The sequence below is a fragment of the Acinetobacter sp. WC-743 genome, from assembly GCF_000335555.1.
GTDB classification, from domain to species: Bacteria; Pseudomonadota; Gammaproteobacteria; order Pseudomonadales; family Moraxellaceae; genus Acinetobacter; species Acinetobacter bereziniae.
Map to the genome: position 1 here is coordinate 13,704 of NZ_AMFQ01000113.1, position 26,291 is coordinate 39,994.

The window sequence follows — 26,291 nt, forward strand, 5'->3', positions numbered from 1 at the left end:
AGATAGAATATGGAAATGATGCTGATTTACTTAGGCTATTTTATTGAATTTATATAGCTCAATCCTATAAAGCTCATATAAAATAGTCACAACACTCTCCGCACATCAAGCAACCTTTAGAATGCCTAACTCGATAAATTCACCAGTAAAACACTGGTGTGAATTTGAATTTATTTCCAAAACTGTTAAAAATCCAAACATTCATATAAAAGGTAATTACTCCTATTACTCAGCGTATTGGGATCAAGGTTTTGAGCGTTGTGTAGTGCGTTATTTACATGACAAAGCATCCACTACTGAAAAGCCGATTGACCAATTGTATATCGGTAACTTCGTTTGTTTTGGTGCTGAATCCGTAATCATGATGGGAGGGAATCAGTTACACCGTCCTGACTGGATCTCAACATTTCCTTTTGATACCCGTAGTTTTTTACCTGCTGGGGATACAGTCATTGCGGATGGTTGTTGGATTGGGAGTCGCGCCATGATCATGCAAGGGGTAAAACTCGGTGAAGGTGCTGTTGTTGCAACAGGTGCAGTAGTCACCCAAGATGTCCCACCGTATGCAATTGTGGGCGGTGTACCTGCGAAGCTCATTAAATATCGCTTTACTGAGCAAGAGATTGCACAACTACTCTCCCTAAGGCTTTATGACCTTGATGAAAAGCAAATATTAAAAATGCGAGCGCAATTACAGACTGATGATCTAATTCAGCTAATACAGTTCTTAAAAAATCAAGCCAATCAGTAAAATGTAGGCTCAATCTTATCAAAACAAAAAAGGGGTAAATTTTCATTTAACCCTTTTATAAGATTTAACCAATCGTTGCTTATAGATCGGAATTTAAAGCCACATCGCGATGCGCATTCTTTAACTTTTTTTGTTTTAGATAGTAGGCAAACATCAAACACAATATCCAAGCAGGAATCATCATTACGGCGATGCGCATATCAGGTGTAAATGACATCACAACAAGAATACCGAACATAAAAATCATGCACAGATAATTACTGAATGGATAAGCAATGCTAGGGAATTTGGTGGTTTGCCCTTGCGCTTGCATAGCTTTACGGAATTTTAGATGTGTCCATGAAATCACCACCCAGTTAATCACAATCGCGGCAACCACGAGCATCATTAACAAACCAAATGCTTTTTCTGGAAATGCATAATTCAACAATACACATAAAACAGTGACAAATGCAGAAACAAGCACTGCATTGGTTGGGATGCCACGTTTATTGATATGTTTAAGGAATTTCGGTGCATTGCCCTGTTGAGCCAAACCCAATAACATACGGCTGCTACAATAGCTCGTTCCGTTATATACCGAAACTGCTGCAGTAAGAATCACGAAGTTCAACAGAGTCGCTACGCCTTGACTATCCAGCGAAGCAAAGACCATAACAAAAGGGCTTCCACCTTCCGCCATTTTGTTCCAAGGGAACAAGGCAAACAAAATAAACAGTGTTGCGATATAAAAAATCAAAATACGATAAATAATTTGATTCACAGCCTTAGGCAAAGTTTTATCAGGATCTCTCGCTTCTGCGGCAGTGATTCCAAATAATTCAATACCGCCAAAAGCAAAAATAATCACTGCCATTGCCATGATCAACCCTTCAACACCAAATGGGAAGAAACCGCCCAATGCCCAGAGATTGGTAATACTTGCTTGTGGTCCTGCTGTACCCGTTGCAAGTAAATAGGAACCAAAGCCAATCATCGCCAAGATTGCCAAAATTTTGACGATGGAGAACCAAAACTCCATTTCACCAAAAAATTTTACATGCAGAAGATTAATGCCGTTAATTAAAATAAAAAACGCCAATGCTGAAATCCATGTTGGGATTTCAGGCCACCAATATTGGATATATAAACCAATTGCACTGAGTTCAGCCATACAAACCAGAACATTGAGTACCCAATAGTTCCAGCCTGACATAAACCCTGCAAATGAGCCCCAGTACTTATAAGCAAAATGGCTGAATGAGCCACTGACTGGCTCTTGCACCACCATCTCACCTAACTGTCGCATCATAAGAAACGCAATCAGCCCTGCAATCGCATAACCGAGGATCACCGAAGGTCCCGCAAGTTTGATCGACTGCGAGATCCCGAGGAACAATCCAGTACCAATTGCACCACCCAGTGCAATCAACTGAATATGGCGATTGCTTAAACCATGTTTCAGGTTTCCTTGCTCGTGTTCTGACATATGATTATTCTCATCCTTGTCGCGTAATTTTTATATTCAAAATTACGTATATCATAAGTTAATCAAAAATGCCTATATCTAATCGAAAAATAATTGATTTACTTTTCTCATAACTGCGCATATAAGCAGAAATTTCAACAAATAACAATTATTATGAATTATGTAATTAAATTATGTATTGCGTAATTATTAATTTTCAGTATGATAGAAATCATCATGTAGATCATTCTGGACTAGTCAGCATAATGAAGACGGATAAAAACAATAATATTTATTTGTTTTTCATAAGCTTGAGTGGAAAAAGAGAAAACGAAATAAGTTCTCATTCATAAGAGACAAGGAAAGCGCACCATGACACAACATTTAACAACCTTTCTTGAGATCGCACCTCAATCTGATTTCAGCATTCATAATTTACCTTATGGCATTTTTAGTGAAACCGCTCAGGGAGATAAACGTGTCGGTGTCGCGATTGGTGATTGGGTAATCGACCTCGCTGCTTTAGAAACATTAGGATTACTTCCAAATTGCAAAACTCAGTGTTTTAATCAAAGCAGCCTGAATAAATTTATCGAAACAGGTAAAAAAAATTGGCATTACATTCGCCAAACCCTACAAGACTTGCTTTCTGCAGACAATCCAACACTTCGTGATCATCCGGAATTACGCCAAAAAGTATTATTCAAACAAAATACAGTCACCTTACATTTACCAGTACAAATCTCTGGCTATACGGATTTCTACTCCTCTAAAGAACATGCAACCAATGTTGGAACTATGTTTAGAGATCCTAAAAATGCCTTGCTTCCAAATTGGAGTGAGCTACCTGTGGGTTATAATGGTCGTGCCAGTTCTGTGGTTGTTAGCGGTAAGGAGATTGTCCGCCCTTCTGGTCAAATTAAACTTCCTCATGAAGAACGCCCTCTCTTTTCGGCAACCCGTAAACTCGACTTTGAACTCGAAACAGCTTTTATCGTAGGTAAGACAACTGAGTTGGGTGAACCGATTGCAATTGAAGATGCGTGGGATCATATTTTTGGCATGGTCTTGCTGAATGATTGGTCTGCACGTGATATTCAACAATGGGAATATGTGCCCTTAGGTCCATTTAATGCCAAGACCTTTGCCAGTGCAATTTCACCTTGGGTGGTAACGATGCAAGCCTTAGAACCCTTTAAAGTCAAAGGTCCGCAACAACTGCCAGAGCCATTAGATTATTTAAAAGAACATACTCCCAACAGTTTTGATATTCATCTCAGTGTGGAACTACAAACGGCGCAATCACAACATACTGAAGTGATTTGCCAAACCAACTTTAAATACATGTACTGGTCAATGGCACAGCAACTGACTCACCACACCATTTCAGGTTGTAATGTTCAAGTCGGAGATTTAATGGGTTCTGGCACAATTTCAGGTCCTACAGAAAATTCTTATGGAAGCTTACTGGAGCTTACTTGGAACACCACAAAACCCCTCACCTTATCCAATGGTGAAAAGCGCGGCTTCCTTGAAGATGGCGACAGTATAGTGATGAAAGGCTATGCTGAAAAAGGTGCTATTCGAGTAGGCTTTGGTCAGGTGGCAAATACGATTTTACCAGCCAAACAGTTTAGCTTTAAGCAGCACAAGGAATTGTGTGATGAAACTGTATAGTTATTTTCGTAGCTCTGCGGCTTATCGAGTTCGGATCGCTTTAAACCTGAAGCAATTAGATTATGTCATACAGCCTGTCCATTTGCTCAAAAATGAGCAACAACAAGAAAGCTACATCGCACTCAATCCAAGCCAGCTTGTACCAAGTTTGATTGATCAAGATCAGTCTTTTATACAGTCACTCAATATTTTGGAATATCTGGAAGAACGTTACCCATCCCTTCCTTTATTACCTACAGATCTTGTTGAGCGCGCCAATGTCCGTGCTTTTTCACAAACCATCGCCTGTGATATTCATCCCTTAGATAATCTCAGAGTGCTGAAATATTTAAAACATGAACTCGCTGTAAATGATGAACAGAAAAATCAATGGTACCAACACTGGATTATTGAAGGTTTTAAAAGCTTAGAGATGCAATTAAAAGACTCAAATGGTCAATTCTGCTTCGGCACTCAAGCCACATTTGCAGATTGTTGTTTGATTCCTCAAGTGTATAACGCCAAACGTTTCAATGTTGATCTAAGCGACTTTCCAAAGATTCAATCCATTGATCAACACTGCCTAAGCCTGCCTGCATTCTTAAGGGCGATCCCAGAACAACAACCAGATTGGGAATAAACAAAAAAAGGAGTTTTATCATGAGCTTTGCAATTAAAAAAATTCATCACGTGGCTTATCGTTGTAAAGATGCCAAAGAAACGGTGGAATGGTATAAAAAAATGCTCAACATGGAGTTTATTCTGGCTTTTGCAGAAGACCATGTTCCATCAACTAAAGCATTTGATCCCTATATGCATTTATTTCTTGATGCAGGTCAAGGCAATGTGTTGGCATTTTTTGAATTACCGACTCAACCAGAAATGGGACGTGATGAAAATACGCCTCAATGGGTTCAACACATCGCATTTGAAGTTGAAGACTTAGATGCCTTGCTTGCTGCAAAATCTCATCTTGAAGCCAATGGTGTCAAAGTGCTCGGTATTACCAATCATGGGATATTCCATTCGATTTACTTCTTTGATCCGAATGGACATCGTTTAGAACTAACATATAACGATGTTCATGCCGATGCAAAAATTTCAAAAATTACTGAAGAAATGAAGGTCGATATGCTGGATGAATGGAGTAGAACCAAACGCGCACCTCAACATACGCATTTCTTACATGAAGCTGAGTTAGGGTAATCATTATGGTCAATAAAGTATCAACGAGTGCCGAAGCAGCCCTGCAAGGTATCGTGCAAGATGGACAAACCATTGCTGTGGGCGGATTCGGACTTTGTGGTATTCCTGAAGCTTTGATCAAAGCGCTTAAACAAAGTGGAGTAAAGCAACTAACCTGCATCAGTAATAATGCAGGCGTGGATGATTATGGTTTAGGGCTGTTATTGCAGTCTAAACAAATCAAAAAAATGATTTCATCCTACGTTGGGGAAAATAAAGTATTTGAACGACAGTTTTTAAATGGTGAACTTGAAGTTGAATTGACACCTCAAGGCACATTGGCAGAAAAACTTCGTGCAGGCGGAGCTGGAATCCCAGCGTTCTATACTGCAACTGGTGTTGGTACCAGTATTGCTGAAGGTAAAGAGCTTCGTGAGTTTAATGGTCAGTCTTTTCTCCTAGAGACTTCACTTTGTGCAGATATTGCATTAATCAAAGCTTATAAAGCGGACAAAGCTGGTAATCTGGTATTCCGAAAAACTGCACGTAATTTCAATCCTGAGTGTGCAATGGCAGGTCGTTATACGATTGTTGAAGTTGAGCATATTGTTGAACTTGGTGAAATTGATCCTGATGACATTCATTTAGCAGGAATCTATGTCAATGCCATTGTACTCAATGCTCAGCCTGAAAAGCGTATCGAACAACGTACATTAAAAGTTGCAGTATAAGGAGTGACAGAATGGCTTGGACAAAACAACAAATGGCTCAACGTGCTGCCAAAGAGTTGCAAGACGGTTTCTATGTCAATCTCGGCATTGGCTTACCGACTTTGGTTGCCAATTACATCCCTGAAGGAATGGATGTATGGTTACAATCCGAAAATGGTTTATTGGGCATTGATGAATTTCCAACTGAAGACAATGTAGATGCGGACTTGATCAATGCTGGTAAACAAACTGTCACCGTTAAAAAAGGTGGTGCATTTTTTTCAAGTTCAGAATCATTTGCCATGATTCGCGGTGGTCGGGTTGACCTTGCTATTTTAGGTGCGATGGAAGTTTCTGAACATGGCGATCTCGCCAATTGGATGATTCCGGGTAAAAAAGTCAAAGGCATGGGCGGTGCAATGGATCTTGTTGCAGGTGTTCGAAAAGTCGTGATTTTAATGGAGCATACGACCAAAGAGGGTCAAGCTAAAATTTTACCTCAATGCACCCTACCATTGACTGGTCGCAGAGTGGTTCATCGTATTATCAGCGACTTAGGTGTACTCGATGTAACTCAGAATGGTTTAGAACTGGTTGAGTTAGCAGATAATGTCAGTTTTGATGACATTCAAGCGGCGACAGCAGTCAGGATTAAAAATATTCAAGCTGCATAAAGCACAATCTGATCGGGATGGAAGATCAATGGCTTCGATCCCGATTTTTATTGCCTAAATTTCAGCAAGGTCTGTTATTTTAACTTGAGCATGTTGATATACAATACGTGGTAAAGTCACACTAAAATACTCAATGCATAGTATGCTTATGCTATTCATCTATTTATCTCATTTAAAAAGATGATTTCTATTTTGTAGCATGCTCAGGCATTATGTGCTGAATGTAAAATCAAATATCGACAGCAAATCAAAGCTGCAAGATTAAATGCGATCAAGGGTTGTTGAATGATTGAAGAAAAGTTATCTGGTGGCGTTCAATCACTTGAAGTGGGCTTAGCCGTTCTCAATGCCCTTTTGGAACATAACAAACCGATTATATTAAAAGAACTATCAAGCAAGCTGGATATGCATCCTGCCAAAGTACATCGTTATTTAGTTAGCCTCATACGCATGAACTATGCAAAGCAACTGGAAGATGGTCAATATGCACTGGGTGATCAGGCTTGGCGTTTAGGTTTAAACTGCATTCAACATACCGATGCCCTACAGTTGGTACAGCATCGAATTTATGAATTACAAAATAAAATTGGCTGTGGTATTCAAATCAGTAAATGGTCACCTAAAGGTCCTTTGGTTGTACAATCGATTGAATCTAATCACCCAATTTCAATTGTCACCAAAGTCGGTTCAATTATGCCATTGGTCAACTCAGCTGCTGGGCGAGTTTTTGCAGCATATTTACCTGAGCCAATTATTAAACCATTGATATTTGCGGAATGGGAAAAAGCCGCAATCAATCATTATCAGATTAAACCGAGTCATTGGGATGAATTTATTCAACTTAAAGAAACCACTTTAGAACAAGGTATGGCAATTGCTCAAGGTGATCTTCTTACAGGCATCAATGCTATTGGTTTACCTATTTTTAATGCACATCAAGCTATGGAATTCTGCATTGTGGCTCTGGATAGTGAAGTATTTCTACCTGTGCATACAGGCAGTGAAAAACTTGAATTATTTAGGCATGAAGTGGCTGCAATTAATCAATACATTCAAACGCGTTAAGTTATAGCTTTATCTCCCAAATAAAAAAGCCAAGAAAACACTTTCTTGGCTTTTTCTACTGATACCAATCACTTTATTTGGCTTCTAATACACCACGACGGATTTGATCACGTTCAATAGATTCAAACAATGCTTTAAAGTTTCCTTCACCGAAGCCATCATCATCTTTACGTTGAATAAACTCAAAGAAAACTGGTCCAAGCATGTTTTCAGAGAAAATCTGTAATAACAGCTTTTTCTCGCCTTCTTTGGTATTTCCATCTAACAAAATTCCACGTTTTTGTAACTCTTCAGTTGGCTCACCGTGACCAGGTAAACGATCTTTTAACATTTCATAATAAGTTTCTGGTGGCGCGGTCATAAACTTCAAACCTAAACCTTTCAACTTATCCCAGGTTGAAATTAAATCGTCTGTGATAAAGGCAATATGCTGAATACCTTCACCATTGAAATCAGCCAGAAATTCTGCAATTTGACCATTCCCTTTGTCTGAGTCTTCATTCAATGGAATACGGATCATACCATCTGGTGCAGTCAATGCTTTAGAGGTCAAACCGGTATATTCACCTTTAATGTCAAAGTAACGAATTTCCTGAAAATTAAAGATTTTTTCATAGAAATTCGCCCAATATTCCATGCGACCTTTATACACATTATGGGTTAAATGATCAATTTCATTAAGCCCTGCGCCACGCGGATTTTTTTCTACATCATCAAAGAAAACAAAATCATTTTCGTAAATATCACGATCTACAAGGAAAATTGGCATTCCTCCAATTCCCTTAATCGCTGGAATATTCAATTCCATCGGTCCTGCTTGTGAATACATAGGTTCAGCGCCTAGTGCTATAGCATTTTTAAAAGCTTTAGCTGCATCACGGGTTCTAAATCCCATTGCACAAGCAGAAGGTCCATGCTCTTTGAAAAAGAATGAAGCATAAGACTCTGGTTGATAATTCAAAATAATATTGATATTACCTTGACGCCACAAATACACTTTTTTAGATTTATGTTTTGCAACTTTGCTAAAACCAATGGTTTCAAAAATTTGATCTAATCCATTTTCCGTCGATACAAATTCAATAAAAGCAAAACCACATAATTCTAATGGGTTATCTAAAATATCCATCTAGTTTCCCTTATTTAGATAAATTCATCCGTTTTTTAATGCTGAGAACAGCTTATCGTTACTTTGATTCATTGATCAAAGCACCATGAAAGCTGGTCCTTTTCATTCCATCATTCAGCCTGTCTAATGCCAAAAATATCAGTTTGGTGACAGTGAACTTTTACTCTAAATTCATCCTATAAGAAATCTATAATTTATGCAATACATAATTAAATTATGTATTGTGTAATCTTGTTGATTATTTACTCAAAATATCAGGTCACTATTTTTGCTGAAAAGGCACCATAATGTTATACGACTTTTCTACAACTTTTGATGATTCAGGTTTGAACGCTTCCCAATTAAAATCAGTAAAATTTAACCGCCATTGATAATACTCTTTGCCAATATCTTTAAATTGAATGGATAAATTAGAACCACTTTCATCATGACAGTGTGGAGAAGATTGATATTCCTCTTGAGAAAAACAGGCTCGAATCATCTCATATGAATGAAAAGCAACATCAGCCAACGCCAGTTTATAGGCATGATTCGGTTCTAACATGACAAAATCAGCGATCTCTTCTGCTCTTCCACCTCCAGAGTAAGTCGTACTCCAGCGCTTAACTACAGCAATAGCAAGCTTTTGACGATTTAAAGGATAAAATGCAGGATAAATACTCAATCCATCATTGTTTAATTCGTTATCAAAATCACTGTTACGACCATGATGCTGATACTGCTGAAAACTCCAAGAATTCAGTACAACATACTGATTGTTTTCTTTTATAAATTCGATTAATTGCGGTGTATCGTCAGTTAAATATAAATGAGTGTCAGCCCCTGATGGCTTTTTCCGAACTTCTACATCCTTTCCACAATTGACTTTTAATGCCTGACAAATTTGTTTAGCTTGTGAGCTTTCTGTTTTTAACTTTATCCAAGGAATAGCTTTAATTTGATCGGCAACAGCAGCATGAGAGAGCAAGAACACCCATGTCAATATTATCCATTGAACAATGCTGTTAGATTGGCTTTTAAAGATAGGCATTATGATTTATCGTCCTTTAAAATGGGCTTGATCTTTCATTAAAAAAGCACGGACTCCTTCTAAAAAATCTTCCGACTGACCCGCCCTTCTTTGTAAATCCTGTTCAACTTTAATTTGAGTATAAAAATCATTGTGCATGGTGACCCGCATCGCTTGTTTGATCAATGCAAAACTCAAACTGGCTTGCGTAGCAAAATACTCAGCTAAACGTACAACTTCTAAAGCCAACTGATCATCTGCCACGACTTTATAAATCATTCCGATTCGTTCAGCTTCTTCTGCACTGATCTTTTCTGCTGTCAACATCAATGCTTTGGCTTTAGCAAAGCCAATCAAGCGTGGAAGTAACCATGTTGCACCGCAATCAGGAATAAGACCAATTTTACTAAAGATTTGCGAGAAACTTGCTGATTTTGCTGCAAGTGTAATATCACATAACAATGGTAAACTCGCCCCCGCCCCAACAGCGATGCCGTTCACCGCACAGATGATGACTTTGGGCATATCATTGATAATGTCTAAGAGTGGATTAAAGTATTTTTCCAACACCTCACCTAAGTCAATGACTCCACTATTGAGAACTTCTGGACTTATTGCTTGCCCTGCACAAAATGCTTTGCCAACAGCTGCAATGACAATCACACGAACTTCAACATCCTCTTTCCATTGCCTGAGTATCTCTATAATTTCTAGACTCATCTCAGGCGTTAAGCTATTCAATTGTTCTGGACGGTTAAGCTTTAAATAACCTACCCCATTTTTCTTTTCTATAATAACTGTTTGATATTCCATGATCATTTCCTCAATGTTTTTGTATAAATGATGTGGAGCAGTCTTATTCCCTTTAAATTTGTTTCAAGTTCATTCTAAAGCATGTTTTTGATTTACAATTTACCAATTGTCTCAATTGATTTTTTATCCGTACTTTATTCTCTATATGTTTTATAAATCAAAGTAATTTAATCTTTAAAAACAATAAAATACATATTAATTATAGCGTGAATTAAATTCATTTTTGGCGGATTCCTGTCTCAGCACAGTATCACAAGGAGCCCTCGCATAACTAATGAGAGTTTATGCTAATGCATTGATTTAAATTTATGATATTTATATTAATTATCCCTATGCTTTTACTGGGTTTTATTCATTTCATATTCGCGTTATGATCATGTTATAGACTGGTGATGCGTATAAATATTCAATTCAGCTTTTTGTTAAAATAAGGAAAATAGTCATGGCTTATCAAAACATTCTCGTGCCTGTAGATGGCTCAGAAACATCTTTATCTGTTGTTAAACATGCTGTGGAATTTGCAAAAGCATTTAAGAGTAAAATTACAGTTGTACAAGTCATGACATTGGACCCATATATTGCATCAGAATATTTGGCAAACGGTCAAAGTAATATGCTCATTGAACGTGCCCGTGAATTTATTCAAGCCAATATCAACGAAGCCAAAGCACAATTCGCTGCAGAAGGCGTCCAAGTAGAAACTCGCTTACTTGAAGGTGAAAATATTGCGCATACATTAAATCAAGCCGTGCAAGATTTAAAAACTGATTTAGTCATCCTTAGCTCACATGGGCGTACAGGATTGAAAAAAATTATCATGGGAAGTGTTGCACAAAATTTGTTAACTGAATTACAAATTCCTGTTTTAGTCATTAAATAAATTGACTCAATGTCTAAAAACCTCACGCTAGAATTATCGTGAGGTTTTTAATTTTAAGGTGCCCATTGGTATTTTTTTAAATTAATTTTGCCATCAACAACGACCACCTCTTCCTCGCGTAATTTTGCCGTCTGTATACACATACCATGTTCATCCAATTTATTCAGACTGATACGACCTTGTGAGTTGACGACCCGATACCACGGAATATCATGATCTTCTGGAAGTTGTCCCAGTACACGCCCGACAAGCCGTGCATGTTTTGGTAAACCAGCAAACTTTGCGACTTGACCATAACTTGCCACTTTGCCTTTTGGAATCTGCACGATGACATTTAAAATCATCTGCGCCAGTTCATGATTCTGCATTAGACCTTTACATTTGAATAATTAAAAAATGTTGAAAATAACTCAACAAAATTGACTTAGAAAATAAGCTTCTGACATTTTAGGCAAATGTAATTTAATAGTACATATTCTAATCTTAAACCCTACCTGAAATACAACAACAAGAGTATGCAAAAATGAAAGGAATCTTCAATAAACTGCTTTTATCTACCGCATTGGTCATGGGCACTGTGACATCACTCGGTTTGTCCAATACCTATGCAGCTCCAAGTATTGATATTCAAAGTGTTCTTCAACAAGAGCGCGCTTGGGCTGGAATGGAAACCAAACGTGTCAAAGTTGGTGATATTGACTGGGCATACAGTGAAGGTGGACCCGCAGGAAAACCGACGCTTATGCTTGTACATGGGCTGGCAGGTAGCCGAGACAACTGGAACCGTGTAGCACGTTATTTAACGCCATATTATCATGTCATAATTCCTGATTTACCAGGTCAAGGTGATAGTAAAGTTCCAAATGATTTTGATTACTCACTCCCGAATTTGACTGAAAGGTTACGTCGTTTTGCAGAAGCAATCAAAGTTGAGAATGGTCTGAATATTGCTGGACATTCAATGGGCGGTTCGATTTCGTTACTATATGCTGCTCAGTATCCTGTCGATACCAAGTCACTGTTCTTAATCGACAGTGCAGGCGTATTTAAATCTGCCAATACGCCATATCTTAAAGATCCAACCACTTTACGCAATATGATAGTCAGTAAACCTGGCGACTTTGATCGCTTAATGAAGATAGCGACTAGCCTTCCACCATTTATTCCAAAAGAATTAAAAGACTCTCAAGAAAAACTGATGATCAGTCAATCTGCGAACACAACAAAATTGGTTGAACAATTGATTGTAATGTCTAAATTGTTTACCCCTGACTCATTTGCGATTGCAGCACGCTCTATTGATCAGCCTGTATTAATTGCATGGGGTGATAAGGATCAAATTATCAATGTTGAAGCTGCTGCTGAATTGAAGGGTTTATTAAAAAATGCTCAAGAACCTGTAATCTTAAAAGGTGTAGGACATTTACCACTTCTTGAACAAGAGCAATTGTTGATTAAGCCGTATTTGGATTTCTTGGCAAAAAATGCGAAATAATGATTCGCTAATCTATGAGACCTTAAAAAATACCCTTCATGTTGAAGGGTATTTTTTAAGCTGGTATGACATTAAAGTTCAACATTTGAATGTGACTTTTTGAATCAGAAATTTGCTGGATTTTCCAAGCGCTTCACTTCTTGAGCCTTTTCTGGGTGATGAACGGTTGCAACGCCATCATCAGATTTTTTATCAACCAATGCTTCCGGATTATAAATCGTAATTGTTTCGTGACCTTCAGCATCCTCACCCACAATATATTTAAATCCTTTGCGATTCATTTTATTGCACATGCGTTGATACCAGCCTTTGAAACCTTGAGTTTCTTCGTTGGGATTGTAATAAAAAGCATTCATTACCGCAGGTAAGCCCAGACCACAGACCACGCCTGAAAGTAATACACTGATAAAAGTATAACCAATCAAAATACTGCTGTAATCACGTAACTCTGGTACGTTTGCCACGGCAAGAATCAATGCGAGTGAAATACCTCCTCGAACCCCTCCCCATGACAAAATGGCAAGACTACCGTTATAGCTCTTTTTTCGAAATGATGGGAAGAATGCAAAAGCAAGGAAATTTGCCGCAAAACGTGATAAATGCAGGGCAAAGAATGCAAAAATACCACCCAGAATAAGACTGGTACTAAGATCCAAAATAAAGATTTCTAGACCAATCAGAGTGAATAAGAATGAATTAATAATCCCTTCTACCGTGTGCCAGAAGTGATTGACCTCACGAATTTCACGGTCTTGTAGAATTTCTTTCCATTTATTCCCGACAATCAAACCACCAATAACACAAGCAATTGGTGCAGATGCGTGCGCAAACAATGCCACAAGATACGAACCACACGCCAACAATGCCGTAGTTAAGATGAGAGATTCCATCTCATGTTTACCACGTAATAAACGTAAAATCCCTAAACCGAATGCCCAACCAATGATCACAGCCACTACAATTTCATATAATAGGGTTTGTAGGGTTGCAATCAGACTGAAATGTTCACCTTCAAGGACATTCAATAAGGTCATAAACACGGCAATACACATTGCGTCATTAAATAAGGATTCACCTTCTAATTTGACCATCAAATGATGTGGTGCACGTACTGAACTCAGTACGCCTTTAATCCCAATTGGATCCGTTGCTCCAAGTGCTGAACCAAGTAATAACAACACTAAAATAGGCACAGGATTTCCAATCAAGAACTGGAAGCCAAACACCAATCCTGCAAAAAATACTGCACACAACAATAGTGCAATTGTGGCTAAGATACTGATCGGCTTCCAATAGACTTTTAAATCAGAAACTTTAAATTTCAATGCGGATGATGTCAGAATGAAACAAATCACACCATTGACTAAAAAATCATAAAAATCGACATGGCGCACTGCCTCTTCAATATTATGAATATTAATCGAGATAAATTGGTTACCATTCAGTAAACTGGCACCCCATTGCAAGATAAAGACAAAAATTGCAGAAACGATAGGTACACCAATCGCTTGAGGAAAACCGAGTATACGTTTATTAAATATGGTCGTCGCAATAGAAAGCGCAAAAACTACTGTAAAAACTTGGAGAAAGAAATAATTACCCATTCGAACCCTATTTTCGATTTTTAATTTAAATGCACATCAAACACTCAATCATTTCTTTATTAAATATAGAATAAAAGACCATTTAACAATCAATATAATTTTACAAAAAAAAGTACAGTCTGACTTTTTTCGTTATATTTTTTAACATAAAAAATTGGCTTGGAAAATCTATTTAGAAAAAAAGAGCATATCTTGTGCTCTTTTTTAAATCATTGAACTTAAACAACTTATTTAAACGTGTCACAACTATTGATATCGCCTGATTTCATCCCTGTATTGAACCACTGCATACGTTGTTGACTGGTACCATGGGTAAAGCTATCTGGAACAGCATAACCACGTGCCTTTTTCTGCAAATAGTCATCACCAATTTTCTCTGCGGCATCCATTGCCTCTTCGATATCGCCTTGCTCAAGAAATTGTGTACGCTGTTGTGTACGATTCGCCCATACACCTGCTAAACAATCTGCCTGTAATTCCAAACGCACTGAAAGTTGGTTACCCTGAGCTTGATTGGCACGTTGACGAGCCTGTTGAACTTGCGAAGAAATACCCAATAAATTTTGAATATGATGACCAACTTCATGTGCAATTACATAAGCTTGTGCGAAATCACCTGCTTCATCTTGTGCAGATAACTCAGATTGGTTTTTTTCACCTGAAATACCCATTTGTTGGCGCATATCTTTGAAGAATTGAGTATCAATATAAACTTTTTGGTCTGCTGGACAATAAAACGGTCCCATCGCAGACTCAGCTGTTCCACAACCTGATTGCACAGCGCCACTGAACATCACCAGTTTTGGTGGTGTATATTGGGCACCTTGTTGAATAAACACTTGTTTCCAAGTATCTTCCGTATCTGCTAAGACTGTTTTAACAAAAGAAGCTGTTTCTTGCTGTTCAGGCGTCGCATTGGCAGGTGCAGTGTTCTGGCTCACATTACCTGAGGTGACTTGCTTGGTTGCTTGATATGCCTGCTGCGGGTCAACACCAAAAAATTTCCAAGCAATAAAAGCAACAACCAATCCTAAAATGCTAATACCACCCGCTTTCACACCGCCACCACCACGGCGATCTTCGACATTATCGCTTTCTCTACGTCCTTTCCAACGCATAGATTTGTCCTTTTATTTTTAAATTGGAATCAGTTTTACAATGATTGTTTTATGAAGCAGTTTTAGATTGACCACGTAATTTTTGAATCAGTCCAACCACCAATACCACAGCCAAACCAGCAACAATACCAATGACCAGATTGATCAGTGTCGGTGTGAGTGCACCAATGATATTTCCCACTGTTGGAATGTGTTCAATATGATCGACAGCTTCTTCAGTCAAGTGGTGCAAAGTAGATACCGCATGACTGATAATCCCGCCTCCCACAAGGAACATCGCAACTGTTCCAACAATAGTTAATGTTTTCATGAGTTTCGGTGCAAATGCCAATAAGCCGCGACCAATACTTTGTTTTACATTCGATGCTTGTTGCGTCAAGTACAAACCTAAATCATCAATTTTGACAATCATCGCAACAAAGCCATAGACCCCTACAGTCATAATCACGGCAATCACGGACAGCACCATGACTTTTGTACCAAAAGCAGCGGTTGCAACCGTACCTAAAGAAATCACCACAATTTCAGCAGAAAGAATAAAGTCAGTGCGTATCGCACCTTTAATTTTCTCTTTTTCAAAAGTTGCTAAATCAGTTTCAATCTGCTCAAGCTCTTGTTGAGCACCCTCTTCAGTTGTGGCTTTTTTATGCTTCAAACTGTGCAGTACTTTTTCTACACCTTCATAACATAGAAACAAACCACCAATCATTAATAAAGGATTAATCAGCCAAGGGGCAACCACACTAATCAATAGAGCTAATGGTACTAAAATGAGTTTATTGATAAATGAACCTTTCGCAACACCCCAAACGACGGGAAGTTCACGTTCAGCTCGAACACCACTGACTTGTTGTGCATTGAGTGCTAAGTCATCACCTAAAACGCCTGCTGTTTTTTTTGCTGCCATTTTACTCATGACCGCAACATCATCAAGCACTGCTGCAATATCATCTAATAATATTAATAAACTACTTGCCATTTCTTATCCAAAATTTTAGTTATCACACTATTTTAAAGTGAAATTTCATTTTTCTATATAAAATTTTGTAGATTTTCACATTTATCCATAAAAATTGGTTCTGCGCTATTTTTCGCTGACATTAAAATAAATTATCTCGTACAATAGTACCCATTCACAAAACACGACTGTCTCTATAAAGACTTTGGAAGCGATAATGACGAATCAAGATAATCGTCCTGTGATTTTGACAGGCGACCGTCCTACTGGACAACTACATTTGGGACATTTTGTAGGTTCTTTGCGCTCACGAGTAGGCTTACAGGATTCTCATCATCAGCATCTACTTCTCGCTGATGCTCAGGCTTTAACTGATAATGCTGATAACTTTGAAAAAGTTCGCCGCAATATTATTGAAGTCGCTACAGACTATTTGGCTGTTGGTATTGACCCAACCAAAACCACGATCTGTGTTCAATCATGCTTACCAGCATTGAATGAACTGACCATGTTATATTTAAACTTTGTCACTGTGTCACGTTTAGAGCGTAATCCAACAATTAAAGCTGAAATTCAATTGCGTGGCTTCGAACGAGATATTCCAGCAGGTTTCTTGTGCTACCCTGTTGCTCAAGCTGCTGACATTACTGCATTTAAAGCGACAGTCGTTCCTGTAGGTGAAGACCAGATTCCAATGATCGAACAAACCAACGAAATTGTTCGTCGTTTAAATCGTCAAATTGGTCAAGAGGTTTTACCTGAGTGTAAAGCACTTTTATCCAATATGAGTCGTTTACCTGGTTTTGATGGTAAAGCTAAAATGTCAAAATCTTTGGGCAATACCATTGTCTTAGATGCGACAGATAAAGACATCAAAAAAGCGGTCAATGCAATGTATACTGATCCAAATCACTTGCGTATCGAAGATCCAGGTCAAGTAGAAGGTAATATTGTATTTACCTACTTAGATGCTTTCGATCCAAACAAAGAAGAAGTTGAAGAACTGAAAGCACATTATCGTCGCGGTGGTTTAGGCGATGGCACAGTGAAAAAGCGCCTTGAAGGTGTTTTAAAAGAGTTGATCACACCAATTCGTGAACGTCGTATGGAACTTGCAAAAGACCCAGATTACATCATGGACATCTTAAAAACAGGCACTGAAAAATGCCGTGTTATTACCCAAGATACCTTAGATGAAATCAAAAATGGTTTAGGTGTATTCCATTTCTAATCTGCTTAAATCTATTTAAAAATAAAAAAAGCCACTGAATTCAGTGGCTTTTTTAATCGCATCAATTAATTTTTATGGCGCATATGTGGGAATAAAATCACATCACGAATACTTGGTGCATTAGCAAACAACATCACCAAACGGTCAATACCGATGCCTTCACCTGCTGTTGGAGGTAAGCCGTATTCTAATGCTTCAATAAAGTCCGCATCGAAGTGCATTGCTTCATCATCACCCGCATCTTTTTCAGCAACTTGTGCTTGGAAACGCTCAGCTTGGTCAATTGGATCGTTTAACTCTGAGAAACCATTTGCAAGCTCACGACCACCAATAAAGAACTCGAAACGATCCGTAATATGTGGATTGTCATCATTACGACGTGCCAAAGGTGAAGTTTCAGCAGGATATTCAGTAATGAATGTCGGCTGACGTAATTGAGTTTCAACAGTTTCTTCAAATACGATCGTTTGTAGTCGACCTAAACCAAAGCCAGGCTTCACTTGCTCTTTAAGCTCTTCGCGTACAAATGTCGCCAAGAACTCGCGATCAGATACATTTTCTGCAGTCAAACATGGGTTATGCTCTAAAATTGCATCGAACATTGAGATTTTCTTAAATGGACCTTTGAAGCTATATACTTCATCCCCATAAGGCACATCCGTTGACCCTAGAATATCAATCGCCAGTTTTTCCAACATACCTTCAGTCAAAGCCATAAGATCTTTGTAGTCAGCATAAGCTTGGTAGAACTCAATCATGGTGAATTCTGGGTTATGACGTGTTGATACCCCTTCATTACGGAAGTTACGGTTAATCTCAAATACACGTTCAAAACCACCAACAACCAAACGTTTTAAATATAGTTCAGGTGCGATACGCAAGAATAATGGCATGTCCAATGCATTATGATGTGTTTCAAATGGACGCGCTGACGCACCCCCTGGAATCACATGCATCATCGGAGTTTCAACTTCCATAAAACGTTCATTGGTTAAGTAATTACGAATACCAGAGACTACTTTTGCACGAATTTCAAAAGTTTTACGTGTTTCTTCATTCACAATTAAATCTAAATAACGTTTACGATACTTCACTTCAGTATCAGTTAAACCATGAAACTTATCAGGAAGTGGACGCAAAGATTTGGTCAATAATTCAAAATGTTCGATATGCACATATAAATCGCCCTTACCAGAACGACCAATATAGCCTTGAACAGCGATAATATCGCCTAGATCTAAACTTTTTACAGTTTCCAATACTTCAGGAGCAAGTTCTTTACGAGGAACATAGAGCTGAATACGACCTGTCATGTCTTGGATCACAATAAATGATCCACGGTTCAACATCACACGACCTGCGACAGAAACGTGGACTTGTTCACCAGCTTCAATTTGTTCTTTCGTTTGATCTGCAAATTGATCTTGTAAATCCTGTGCGTAATGCTCACGCTTAAAAGTATTTGGCCACGGGCTAACACCAGTTTCCTTGGCATGATCTTGAATTTGCTTTAACTTGGCATGACGCTGTGCGATTAAATCGTTTTCGGAAATGGGTTGTTCAGAAGTCGATTGAGCGTTTTGTTGCGTCATCTCTGCCTCGATTATATTAAAAAACGGAAGTTGCATAGCATAGCAGATTTACAACATAATGCGTATGAATATAACTCAATGAACCCTGTAAAAATTAAAAATCATGAATAAATACTGGCAAGGATTCGCCCAAAGTATCATTCTTTTCAATGTTTTGTTGTTTTCAGGCGAAATTACCGCAGAGCAAATCATTGTCATGAGTAATACTCGCAAAGATCTCCCAATAAAAATTGAAACGACAAATATTGCAAATCAAGATTATATTTGGCAATTGGAAATCAGCCCAAATCAGCAGACTCAAAAGATTCAAATTAAATTGATGAATCCACACCCCACACAAAAAACACTCAACAAAAGAGCTTTAGAAATCGCCAACACAATAACATTGGCACAACTTCCTCAGGTCAATAATGATTTTAAAAATAAACCCCTCAATCTTGATGAAGAAAATATTGCAAGAACAACATATTATTATGGAAAATACAGCTTATTTATCAAATTTCCTAAGACCATTAGCTATGCAATCAAGCCTCATTTTTCCCAATTACAAAGTGTGTTAGAACCGTTTTGCCAACCTGTAGATGCAAACTCGAACCCTAAAATACAATTTGATTCACAGGGAAATATCGCATTGAATGTCAAATTTCTCGTTGGCACAGAAGGACAAATTCGAAAAATGGAATATGTCCCTAAAATAAATCATGACATTAAAATGATATTAGAGCCCTTACTTAAAAAAATTCGCTTTTACCCACGCAATATTTCAGGTGTATTAACATCCTTTTCTATCGAACAACCGATCATTATTCAATGTCATGCACCCAAAAACGAAACAACATCAATTTATCTTAAACCTACTAAATCAATAAAAAGGTCTGATTTAACTAAGGTTGTTCTGCCAATGATTTGACAACAGCAAAGCCTTGTTGAAACCCACGATCCATCATTTCTTGATATTCTTCAGCAGTTTCAACCTCAGCGTGTAAAGTGGTTATACCATCTTGTTCATCTAGATGGTATTGCTCAAATGTGCCATTCCATTCTTGGGTTTCGGCACTTGTGGTATCCGCTATACCATTTCTTAATATGCCTAAATGTTTGAAAACCACTTTTTTAAATTGCTCTAACTCGACAATGGTAGCAACCATTCCATCACCATTGGCATCTTGAAATAATGTCTCACCACCAATTTTCCAATCCGATTGCATTTGTGACGTTTCACAAAAGGATTGTGTCCATTGAGAATAAGTGTGCGTATCCCAAAGAATATTCCATACTTTCTGTGCAGTTGCATGGATTTTGATATCGTATTTTAATGTGATCATCCCAATCTCTTTTTTAATTGTGTTGCATATAGCTTAGTATAATCACGGATAGAAATGATTAATTTTTGTTAACAAGGCATTTAAATAGAAATAATTTTAATATTTATTTTTCAATACATTACAAAAGAATCTAATTTATTTGATGAAAAAAATAAAAGTTCTTAGACCAAAAGCTAAGTTATAAAAAATATCTTGCTCAGTACACTAGCTTCATACCAAAAATAGTTGAAATGGAAAGTTTTTAAATCCATGAATTATTGTTTCTGTCTATAGATATAAAGACAATATGCAAGTGATAACAATGAGCAATACTAAAATTTTATTTTTACATGGCTTGGATTCATCTAAAGAATCAACCAAGTTCCATGCCATCAATGCAATTAAAAAATATTGCATTAATGTGGATTATCGCAATTTAAACTATCAAACTGTTGAACGTTTTTATCACGATATCATTGAAAAAATTAAGCCAGATTTATTGGTAGGACATAGTTTAGGTGGCTATTGGTCATTAAAAATGTCTCAGAAACATCGTATCCCGACTGTGATTGCCAATCCAAGTTTAAAACCTGACTTTCGTGACGATTATCCTGAGATCAATGAAGCTGATCTTGAGCATGATATTCCTCAAATTGCATATATTGAATTGGGTGATGAAGTCTTGGATATGTACAAAGTTTTTGAACAATTAGACCCATATATGCAGATTGAAACTGTTGAAGGGGGACATCATCGATTGGCTCAACCCGAAAATCTAAATCGCTTAATTCGCTATATGGAACAGACTTTTATTTATTGATTTCTATGAACAGGCTAAACTTGTCGATGCATATATAAAAAAGCCTTGTTAAAACAAGGCTTTTAAACAGATTAAGCGACTGCTTTTTCTACGGGTTTTGAGCGTTCATCTAAGACAGACCAAATCTTTAAACCCAAGTCTTGATGTAAGTCAGGCAAATCAAGAAAAATACTCGCACCCAATACTGTATGATGACATTTGTGCATCAATTGGTTGACTGCTTTGAGTGTTCCACCTGTTGCCAATACATCATCCACAATAATCACTTTTTGTGGTGCAATGTTAGCGGACATTTCCAAACGATCTAAACCATATTCCAGACTATAGCCCACGCCAACAACCGGTGGTGGCAATTTTCCTGCTTTACGAACCAGCAATAACCCCTTGCCTGTACGTTGTGCCAATAAGCTCGCTAAAACAAAACCACGCGCTTCTACCGCAACAAAACTCTCCACCTCTGCCAATTGTTCAACAGGAATACTTGTAATCAATGCATCAGCCAATTCACCCAGATTGTTCATAAACAATGGGGTTAAATCATAAAAACAAATACCTGGTTTTGGAAAATCTTGGACAGTACGAATACTTGACCACAAAGCAGTAGACATGTTCATCATTAGGGAGATATTTAAAAGAAAATTAATGCGTGAATTTTAACGCTTTTTAAGCAAAATTGACAGCGACACCAAACCCAGAAAAATCTTACACTTATTTAAGCTATTGATTTTATTAAAGCCATTTTTATACAAAATACTGACTATAGTTTAACCTTATTTTATTTTAACAATACTTTTATAATTTATCATTCAGACCTTAGTCTATATTCAATGATTTAAACAATTTAGGGCATCAGATTGACATTTACTAAAAATCAATTTCTTTAAAAACTTTACCCAATCAGTTGGCATAATAAACATTGCTTTTGTCCTGACCTGCCATTCAGCTTTTACAAGAGTGAGATAAACTCCGATATTTACTTTACTTTAGACACAGAACTGCGTAAAAATTTAGAGGAATATGTACACACTTTATTTGCATATTATTTGAGTCAAGCAGCGGATGGAATTTTACTGGCAGAAAAGCAATCTACCTGTCAGTTATCGGAGAATCAGATGAAGAAATATCAATGCATCGTTTGTGGTTGGATTTATGACGAAGCAGAGGGTTGGCCACAAGACGGCATCGCAGCAGGTACCAAATGGGAAGATATCCCAGATGACTGGACTTGCCCAGACTGCGGTGTTTCTAAAGCAGACTTTGAAATGGTAGAAATCTAAAATATCGCGTAAAGACCATGTTTACATGGTCTTTTTTACGTATATTACGTCATAAAAATTATTCAATTCCCCCACTCTTTTAGGCATGTATGGAGAAAGATATGCAACCAATCATCATCATCGGTTCTGGTATGGCAGGTTATACACTGGCAAGAGAATTCCGTAAGTTAAACACTGAACAAGCGTTAGTGATGATTTGCGCAGATGATGCGGTCAATTATGCAAAACCTACATTGTCGAATGCCTTAGTTGGCAAAAAAGCACCTGAGCAAATAGGTTTAGGCGATGCTGAAAAAATGAGTACGCAATTAAATATGCGCATCGAAAAAGAAACTTGGGTAAAAAACATTGATGCAGAAAAGCATGAGTTGACCCTTGAAAAAGATGGTCAGACTTCAACTCAAGCCTACTCGAAACTCATCCTTGCTGTTGGTGCAAACCCAATTCGCTTAGCCATTGCTGGTGATGGTAGTGACGACATCCATGTCGTGAACTCGCTGATTGACTATCGTGCATTTCGAGAAACACTGGAACATTGTACGACAGGTGAATGTGGAAATAAACGTGTTGTGATCTTGGGTGCTGGTCTGATCGGTTGCGAATTTGCCAATGATTTACAAAATACAGGTCATCAAGTCACAGTGATTGATTTGGCACCACAACCCTTAGGTCGTCTGCTTCCGCAGCATGTCGCACAAGCATTTAAAGAAAATCTTGAAGAATCGGGCATCAACTTTGTTTTAGGTACAACTGTAGAAAAAGTATCTAAAACCGAACGTGGTTATATCGTTTCATTGGCAAGTGGTCAGTCATTGGTCGCAGATGTAGTCCTTTCCGCGATTGGTCTACAACCGAATATCGCGTTGGCAAAGACAGCAGAAATCAACACCAGTCGCGGCGTGATTACCAATACTTTACTTGAAACCAATCAAGCGGATATTTTTGCAATTGGAGACTGTGCGGAAGTAAATGGAACACTGTTGCCATATGTAATGCCAATCATGCAACAAGCTCGCGCTTTAGCCAAAACATTAAGTGGTCAAACGACCACAGTTCATTACCCAGCAATGCCTGTCGCGGTTAAAACCCCTGCAGCGCCTTTGACGGTCCTTCCTGCTCCAATTGATGTTGAAGTGACTTGGGAAAATGAAGAGTTTGATGATGGAATGTTATCTAAAGCCACTGATGCTGATGGAACATTACGTGGTTTCGTCTTACTAGGAGCAACAGCAGGTAAACAACGCCTTACTTTAACAAAACTGGTTCCAGACTTGATTCCTGCATCAGTTTAAGGGTTTAATAGCAAGGATATTTTTTAATCAAAATATCCTTGCTTAGGAAAATAACAATGAATAGCGCACTTCAATTCCAAATTTCACCGTATGCTTCATTCATGAATGAAACCAAAGTCGATTTAGGTAATGGTATTCAACTTCATGTCGAAACAGGAGGAAACCCCGAACACCCTTCGATTCTTTTGATTATGGGATTGGGAGCGCAAATGTTATTTTGGCCCGACTTTTTTTGTAAGTCCCTCATAGATCAAGGCTTTCATGTCATTCGTTTTGACAATCGTGATATTGGCTTATCGTCAAAAATTCGCCACAAAGGTCCACGTTTAAACTCGTATAAACTCATGGGGCGTTTTGCATTAGGCTTACCGAATGATGGCGCACCATACAATCTATTTGATATGGCAGATGATGTCGCGTTATTGATTGATCGCTTAGGAATTGAAAAACCGCATATTCTCGGTGCTTCAATGGGTGGAATGATTTCTCAAATTTTAGCGGCAAAATATCCAGAAAAAATTGAGAAAGTTGGACTTTTGTTTACCAGTAACAACCAACCGCTTTTACCCCCGCCTTTTCCGAAGCAACTCTTTAGTCTAATAGGCAAGCCTGAATCTCGCGATGAAGAAGGGATTGTGAATCATTCACTCAAGGTTTTTCAAATGATTGGGTCACCAGGTTATATTAATCAAGTTGAGGCAATTCAGACCGCGCGTAAATTATATCGCCGTAGTTATCATCCTGCGGGTGTACTTCAACAGTTTTTAGCAATATTATGTACAGGTTCCTTACTTAAATTGGATAAACAGATCAATAAGCCAACGCTGGTGTTACATGGTTCTAAAGATCGTTTACTACCTCCAAGTCATGGTAAGGCAGTTGCGAAAGCAATTTCGGGCGCTAAATTTGAATTAATTGAAGGAATGGGGCATGATATCCCACCGCATTTTGTTCCTCAACTTAGCGGCTTATTTGCACATCATTTTAAATCATAAGCATTAGGACACTATGGCTGCATTACCATCCCTAAGACAGTTGTCATATTTAGTGACATTGTCTGAGACGTTGCACTTTACTGAAGCAGCGCGCCGTTCGTTTGTAACTCAATCCACATTATCGGGTGGAATTATGGAGTTAGAGCGTTTATTGGGTGGCGTACTCGTAGAACGTGATCGCCAAAACGTACGTTTAACTCCCTTAGGTGAACAAGTTGTTGCCCGAGCCCGTGTTCTACTCGCCGATGCACAAGACTTAATGCGTTTAAGTCGTGAAATGAGTGAGCCTTTGACTGGTGATTTACATTTAGGGATCATTCCCACCATCGCACCATTTATTTTGTCTCAACTTTTGGAAGAAGTGCATAAACAACTTCCTAAGATTCAACTACATTTACACGAAGCACAAAGTGAAAAAATTGTTGAAAAACTTGAGCATGGTAATTTAGATGTGATCATGCTGGCATTGCCTTTTGACACACGCGGTCTAAAAGTTGCTGAAATTGCAAAAGAAGATTTATTCTTGGTTTGCAATAAAGCAGATCAAAATGCCATAAATGCAAGAAGTTTAGACGACCTAGATTTGTCACATCTGATGTTGCTTGAAGAAGGACATTGCCTGCGTGATCATACGTTAAGTGTTTGCCCAATTGGTGAACGTAAAAATGATCATCGTTTAAAGGCAAGTTCTTTACCAACACTGGTTGAAATGGTGAGTTCAAACTTGGGCTATACCTTACTCCCTGAGATTGCGATTCATGCCCATATGCTGAAAAACAATGATCAAATTGTGGTAAAACCAATTGAAAATGCACCATCTCGTACACTCGCTTTGGTCACACGTAAAAGCACACCTCTGCAAAGTGAATTTGATGTCTTGTTGCAAATTCTTCAAAAGATCACCACCAATTTACGTTAATCTAAGAAATTCTAAAAGGAGTCAAATATGACTCCTTTTTTAATCCTTAATGTTAAGCAAATAATTCATTGAATCACCGAATTTATGTTTAGCGGGTTTGCCAAATTTTAAAGACGATGTTTTTTAGTAAACAAAGATGCTAATATTTGTTCAGTACAAAGTTAGCACTCTAATTTTGTATGTATTGTTACGATAAAAAAAATCGCGAAAAATCGACTTACTTGATTTTATTTTCAATCATTGAAAATGCTGTAAGCGACACATAGCCAATCACTCTATTGGTCAGCGTTCCCAAGGGCTTGGATATTTCAAGCATCGTTAACAGGTTTCCACAGTTTTTCTGTGCCTGAATTTTCGATAGGACGCA

General features: G+C 38.0%; 27 protein-coding genes. 16 read left to right on the plus strand and 11 right to left on the minus strand.

Features of this window, described 5'->3' with window-relative positions; translation table 11 throughout:
• Positions 1 to 121: 121 nt before the first annotated feature.
• Positions 122 to 751 (plus strand): CatB-related O-acetyltransferase, encoded by a 630-nt coding sequence (locus tag ACINWC743_RS17100; protein ID WP_009586362.1) that lies wholly within the window; start codon positions 122 to 124, stop codon positions 749 to 751.
• A 79-nt stretch (positions 752 to 830) separates the two neighbouring features.
• On the opposite strand, the gene ACINWC743_RS17105 is transcribed toward ACINWC743_RS17100, so the two are convergent.
• The gene (locus tag ACINWC743_RS17105; protein ID WP_009586360.1) at positions 831 to 2,219 is read right to left on the minus strand and encodes an amino acid permease; all 1,389 of its coding nucleotides are present in this window, start codon (positions 2,217 to 2,219) and stop codon (positions 831 to 833) included.
• Between the two features lie 351 nt (positions 2,220 to 2,570).
• On the opposite strand from ACINWC743_RS17105, the gene fahA reads away from it, so the two are divergent.
• The 6 genes from fahA to ACINWC743_RS17135 all read left to right on the plus strand — a co-directional run bounded on the left by fahA (position 2,571) and on the right by ACINWC743_RS17135 (position 7,488).
• Entirely contained in the window at positions 2,571 to 3,875 is a 1,305-nt protein-coding gene (gene fahA / locus ACINWC743_RS17110; RefSeq protein ID WP_009586356.1) for a fumarylacetoacetase, read from the plus strand.
• Positions 3,862 to 4,494, plus strand: a complete 633-nt coding sequence (gene maiA, locus ACINWC743_RS17115; RefSeq protein ID WP_009586345.1) for a maleylacetoacetate isomerase — start codon at positions 3,862 to 3,864, stop codon at positions 4,492 to 4,494. The genes fahA and maiA overlap by 14 nt, the downstream gene beginning before the upstream one ends.
• A 20-nt stretch (positions 4,495 to 4,514) precedes the next feature.
• Entirely contained in the window at positions 4,515 to 5,060 is a 546-nt protein-coding gene (locus ACINWC743_RS17120; RefSeq protein WP_004829471.1) for a VOC family protein, read from the plus strand.
• 5 nt (positions 5,061 to 5,065) lie between these two features.
• Complete coding sequence (locus ACINWC743_RS17125) at positions 5,066 to 5,770, plus strand: CoA transferase subunit A (protein WP_004829472.1); 705 nt, start codon at positions 5,066 to 5,068, stop codon at positions 5,768 to 5,770.
• A gap of 11 nt (positions 5,771 to 5,781) precedes the next feature.
• Positions 5,782 to 6,423: a CoA transferase subunit B gene (locus ACINWC743_RS17130; RefSeq protein WP_005032991.1), complete on the plus strand. Its 642-nt coding sequence runs from the start codon at positions 5,782 to 5,784 to the stop codon at positions 6,421 to 6,423.
• Between the two features lie 285 nt (positions 6,424 to 6,708).
• On the plus strand, positions 6,709 to 7,488 hold the full coding sequence (locus ACINWC743_RS17135; protein ID WP_004829475.1) for an IclR family transcriptional regulator: 780 nt from the start codon (positions 6,709 to 6,711) through the stop codon (positions 7,486 to 7,488).
• 73 nt (positions 7,489 to 7,561) lie between these two features.
• Here ACINWC743_RS17135 and hppD read toward each other — a convergent pair whose 3' ends face one another.
• From hppD to ACINWC743_RS17150, 3 genes are all read right to left on the minus strand, one after another.
• Entirely contained in the window at positions 7,562 to 8,617 is a 1,056-nt protein-coding gene (gene hppD / locus ACINWC743_RS17140) for a 4-hydroxyphenylpyruvate dioxygenase (protein ID WP_004829476.1), read from the minus strand.
• 262 nt (positions 8,618 to 8,879) lie between these two features.
• A complete protein-coding gene (locus ACINWC743_RS17145) occupies positions 8,880 to 9,647 on the minus strand; it encodes a hypothetical protein (RefSeq protein WP_009586312.1) in 768 nt (255 codons plus the stop codon).
• 6 nt (positions 9,648 to 9,653) lie between these two features.
• The gene (locus tag ACINWC743_RS17150; RefSeq protein WP_009586328.1) at positions 9,654 to 10,439 is read right to left on the minus strand and encodes an enoyl-CoA hydratase-related protein; all 786 of its coding nucleotides are present in this window, start codon (positions 10,437 to 10,439) and stop codon (positions 9,654 to 9,656) included.
• A gap of 442 nt (positions 10,440 to 10,881) precedes the next feature.
• Here ACINWC743_RS17150 and ACINWC743_RS17155 point away from each other — a divergent pair, with 442 nt between their 5' ends.
• Complete coding sequence (locus ACINWC743_RS17155; RefSeq protein ID WP_009586320.1) at positions 10,882 to 11,319, plus strand: universal stress protein; 438 nt, start codon at positions 10,882 to 10,884, stop codon at positions 11,317 to 11,319.
• Between the two features lie 53 nt (positions 11,320 to 11,372).
• On the opposite strand, the gene ACINWC743_RS17160 is transcribed toward ACINWC743_RS17155, so the two are convergent.
• Positions 11,373 to 11,687 carry an MGMT family protein gene (locus ACINWC743_RS17160; protein ID WP_009586318.1) on the minus strand — a complete coding sequence of 105 codons (315 nt, stop codon included), beginning with the start codon at positions 11,685 to 11,687 and terminating at the stop codon, positions 11,373 to 11,375.
• 155 nt (positions 11,688 to 11,842) lie between these two features.
• Here ACINWC743_RS17160 and ACINWC743_RS17165 point away from each other — a divergent pair, with 155 nt between their 5' ends.
• Positions 11,843 to 12,814, plus strand: coding sequence for an alpha/beta fold hydrolase (locus tag ACINWC743_RS17165; RefSeq protein ID WP_009586311.1), 972 nt, complete (start codon positions 11,843 to 11,845; stop codon positions 12,812 to 12,814).
• A 104-nt stretch (positions 12,815 to 12,918) separates the two neighbouring features.
• On the opposite strand, the gene ACINWC743_RS17170 is transcribed toward ACINWC743_RS17165, so the two are convergent.
• From ACINWC743_RS17170 to ACINWC743_RS17180, 3 genes are all read right to left on the minus strand, one after another.
• The gene (locus tag ACINWC743_RS17170) at positions 12,919 to 14,418 is read right to left on the minus strand and encodes a cation:proton antiporter (RefSeq protein ID WP_005033010.1); all 1,500 of its coding nucleotides are present in this window, start codon (positions 14,416 to 14,418) and stop codon (positions 12,919 to 12,921) included.
• 227 nt (positions 14,419 to 14,645) lie between these two features.
• The gene (locus tag ACINWC743_RS17175; protein ID WP_004829483.1) at positions 14,646 to 15,536 is read right to left on the minus strand and encodes a neutral zinc metallopeptidase; all 891 of its coding nucleotides are present in this window, start codon (positions 15,534 to 15,536) and stop codon (positions 14,646 to 14,648) included.
• Between the two features lie 49 nt (positions 15,537 to 15,585).
• Positions 15,586 to 16,515, minus strand: a complete 930-nt coding sequence (locus ACINWC743_RS17180) for a DUF808 domain-containing protein (protein ID WP_009586368.1) — start codon at positions 16,513 to 16,515, stop codon at positions 15,586 to 15,588.
• 196 nt (positions 16,516 to 16,711) lie between these two features.
• Here ACINWC743_RS17180 and trpS point away from each other — a divergent pair, with 196 nt between their 5' ends.
• Positions 16,712 to 17,725, plus strand: a complete 1,014-nt coding sequence (gene trpS / locus ACINWC743_RS17185; protein ID WP_005033016.1) for a tryptophan--tRNA ligase — start codon at positions 16,712 to 16,714, stop codon at positions 17,723 to 17,725.
• Between the two features lie 65 nt (positions 17,726 to 17,790).
• Here trpS and lysS read toward each other — a convergent pair whose 3' ends face one another.
• Positions 17,791 to 19,317: a lysine--tRNA ligase gene (gene lysS / locus ACINWC743_RS17190; RefSeq protein ID WP_009586357.1), complete on the minus strand. Its 1,527-nt coding sequence runs from the start codon at positions 19,315 to 19,317 to the stop codon at positions 17,791 to 17,793.
• A 103-nt stretch (positions 19,318 to 19,420) separates the two neighbouring features.
• Between lysS and ACINWC743_RS17195 the strand changes: the two genes are divergently transcribed.
• Entirely contained in the window at positions 19,421 to 20,227 is an 807-nt protein-coding gene (locus ACINWC743_RS17195; RefSeq protein WP_009586355.1) for a hypothetical protein, read from the plus strand.
• On the opposite strand, the gene ACINWC743_RS17200 is transcribed toward ACINWC743_RS17195, so the two are convergent.
• Entirely contained in the window at positions 20,202 to 20,642 is a 441-nt protein-coding gene (locus ACINWC743_RS17200; protein WP_005033023.1) for an SRPBCC family protein, read from the minus strand. The two genes, ACINWC743_RS17195 and ACINWC743_RS17200, sit on opposite strands and share 26 nt — an antisense overlap.
• A 301-nt stretch (positions 20,643 to 20,943) precedes the next feature.
• On the opposite strand from ACINWC743_RS17200, the gene ACINWC743_RS17205 reads away from it, so the two are divergent.
• Positions 20,944 to 21,441 (plus strand): YqiA/YcfP family alpha/beta fold hydrolase, encoded by a 498-nt coding sequence (locus ACINWC743_RS17205; RefSeq protein WP_004829489.1) that lies wholly within the window; start codon positions 20,944 to 20,946, stop codon positions 21,439 to 21,441.
• A 71-nt stretch (positions 21,442 to 21,512) separates the two neighbouring features.
• Here the strand turns inward: ACINWC743_RS17205 and ACINWC743_RS17210 are convergent, their stop codons facing one another.
• Entirely contained in the window at positions 21,513 to 22,058 is a 546-nt protein-coding gene (locus ACINWC743_RS17210) for an adenine phosphoribosyltransferase (protein WP_035301350.1), read from the minus strand.
• A gap of 495 nt (positions 22,059 to 22,553) precedes the next feature.
• Between ACINWC743_RS17210 and rubA the strand changes: the two genes are divergently transcribed.
• The 4 genes from rubA (at position 22,554) to oxyR (ending at position 25,924) form a co-directional block, all read left to right on the plus strand.
• Positions 22,554 to 22,718 (plus strand): rubredoxin RubA, encoded by a 165-nt coding sequence (gene rubA / locus ACINWC743_RS17215; RefSeq protein WP_004678010.1) that lies wholly within the window; start codon positions 22,554 to 22,556, stop codon positions 22,716 to 22,718.
• Positions 22,719 to 22,819: 101 nt separating this feature from the next.
• On the plus strand, positions 22,820 to 24,010 hold the full coding sequence (locus ACINWC743_RS17220; RefSeq protein WP_009586325.1) for an NAD(P)/FAD-dependent oxidoreductase: 1,191 nt from the start codon (positions 22,820 to 22,822) through the stop codon (positions 24,008 to 24,010).
• 56 nt (positions 24,011 to 24,066) lie between these two features.
• Entirely contained in the window at positions 24,067 to 25,005 is a 939-nt protein-coding gene (estB, locus tag ACINWC743_RS17225; RefSeq protein ID WP_009586324.1) for an esterase EstB, read from the plus strand.
• A 13-nt stretch (positions 25,006 to 25,018) separates the two neighbouring features.
• A complete protein-coding gene (gene oxyR / locus ACINWC743_RS17230) occupies positions 25,019 to 25,924 on the plus strand; it encodes a LysR family transcriptional regulator OxyR (RefSeq protein ID WP_009586369.1) in 906 nt (301 codons plus the stop codon).
• Positions 25,925 to 26,291 lie beyond the last annotated feature (367 nt).